Here is a 1869-nt window from a genome sequence, read left to right on the forward strand (position 1 = left end):
GTCACCGGCCAGGCGCTGGTAGGCGAGGACGAGCCCGACGAGGTGGCGGCACACCCCGGTCGCCGCGCAGTCGCACCGCGCACCGTCCAGACCGGTGCCGGCGGGCAGTACGGCGGCCGTGCCGTCGGGGAAGAGGGCCCGCACCGAGGCGTCGTCGCCGGTGGTCAGCTCCGGGACCGTGCCCGCGTCCAGCTCCTTCGCGGCGCGCTTGACCAGGCCCCGGTTGGCGAGCGCGGCCAGGGCCTCGGGGGTGAGGGCCAGCAGATCGGCGCGGACGGTCGGCGCGGTCACCGGCCCAGCCTCTCCGCGACGAACTCCGCCAGCCGGCCGGGCGTCATCGCCCCGATGTGCGCCCCGGCCTCGGCGAGCCGGCCGGCCAGCTCCCGGTCGTAGTCCGGGTTCGCGTCCTCGTCCAGGGCGGCCAGACCGAGCACGGTGGTGCCCTGCTCGACGAGCCCGCGCACGGTGCGGCGCAGCCGGTGGGCGTCGCCGCCCTCGTAGAAGTCGGTGATCAGCGCCACGATGGTGCGGCGCGGGTTCTCCACCAGGTCGGCCGCGTAGGCGACGGCCCGGGCGATGTCCGTACCGCCGCCGAGCTGCACCCGCATCAGCAGCTCCACCGGGTCCGTCACATCGGCCGTCAGGTCCACCACCTCGCTGTCGAACGCGACCAGATGCGTCTTCAGACCGGGCAGGCCCCACAGGCAGGCGGCCGTGACGGCGGAGTGGATCACGGAACCGGCCATCGAACCGGACTGGTCGACCAGCAGGATGAGCTGCCACCGCGTCACCTGCCGCCGACTGCGGGAGTGGAAGTGGGGGCGCTCGATGAGCAGGCGCCGCTCGTCCGGCCGGTAGTGCGCCAGGTTGGCCCGCACCGTCCGCGCGAAGTCGAAGTTCCGGGCGAGCGGGGTACGGCTGGGGCGACGGGACCGCGTACCGTGGAAGGCGCGCCGGACCTCGGGGCGGAGCCGGGCGAGGAGCTGCGCGACGACGGACTCGACGATGCGCCGGGCCGCGTGCAGCACCTGAGGGTTCATCAGGTGCTTGGTCCGCAGCACCGCGCGCAGCAGCGTGGCGCTGGGTTCGACCCGCTCCAGCACCTCCGGGTCGGTGACGATCTCCTCGATGCCGTACCGCTCGACGGCGTCCCGCTCCAGCCGTTCGACGGTCTCCCGGGGGAACAGCCGGTGGATGTCGTCGAGCCAGTCCACGGCCGTGACGGAGGAGGGGCCGGAGCCGCCCGTGCGCCCGGCGGACGAGCCGGAACGGCGCACCCCCCGCCGGGCGAGGTCGGGGTCGCGGCCGTACAGCCAGTCGAGCGCGGCGTCCTGCCCGGCCCGGCCGGGCCCGAGCGGACCGGTGTGCCGTTCGGCGGGCGACCCGAGCACGAGACGCCACCGTTCGAGACCGGCGTCCTGCGGAGGGCCGGGGTCAGGGGTGAGGGGCCCGGTCATGACGGGGTGCCTCCGAGTCCGTAGCGGGTGAGCAGTCCGGTCACGCGGTCCTCCAGGACTCCGGCGCGGGCGATCAGCAGGGGGTCGGCGGTGGTCCGCAGCAGGGCGCGCGAGGAGCCCCGCAGCCCGCGCAGCGCCAGCAGTCGCGCGGCGATCCGCTCCCGCTCGCGGGGCGGGAAGAACGCGAACGCCTGCCGCAGCGCGGGCAGTCCGGCCAGGAACTGCTCCTCGGACAGCCCGCACAGCACCTCGTCCAGCACCCGGACCAGCGAGGCACCCCCGCGCTCCGGGCCGCCGGTCTCCGCGCCGGCCTCCCCGCCGTCCGTCAGCTCGTCGCGGGCCACCGCGAACAGGCCGGCGAGCCAGTCGCCCAGGGCGTCCGCGCCCGACAGGGCCACCGCCCGCACCGCCT

2 protein-coding genes and 1 pseudogene are annotated in these 1869 nt (G+C 75.9%); all 3 read right to left on the minus strand.

Annotated elements, in window-relative coordinates; genetic code table 11:
• A pseudogene (locus MHW47_RS35025) lies at positions 1–291 on the minus strand (hypothetical protein); the annotation flags it as partial.
• A complete protein-coding gene (locus MHW47_RS35030; RefSeq protein ID WP_239227855.1) occupies positions 288–1457 on the minus strand; it encodes a VWA domain-containing protein in 1170 nt (389 codons plus the stop codon). The gene MHW47_RS35030 and the pseudogene MHW47_RS35025, both read right to left, overlap by 4 nt.
• Positions 1454–1869, minus strand: a 416-nt coding sequence (locus tag MHW47_RS35035) for a DUF5682 family protein (protein WP_239227856.1), incomplete at its 5' end; no start/stop codon positions are given. The genes MHW47_RS35035 and MHW47_RS35030, both read right to left, overlap by 4 nt.

It is taken from the genome of Streptomyces sp. OfavH-34-F (assembly GCF_022347745.1).
In the GTDB taxonomy this organism is placed as follows: domain Bacteria; phylum Actinomycetota; class Actinomycetes; order Streptomycetales; family Streptomycetaceae; genus Streptomyces.

What these genes read in the sequence shown, in the direction of transcription:
- MHW47_RS35030 (WP_239227855.1), bottom strand. Translation starts at nt 1,457, where the DNA reads ATGACCGGGCCCCTCACCCCTGACCCCGGCCCTCCGCAGGACGCCGGT.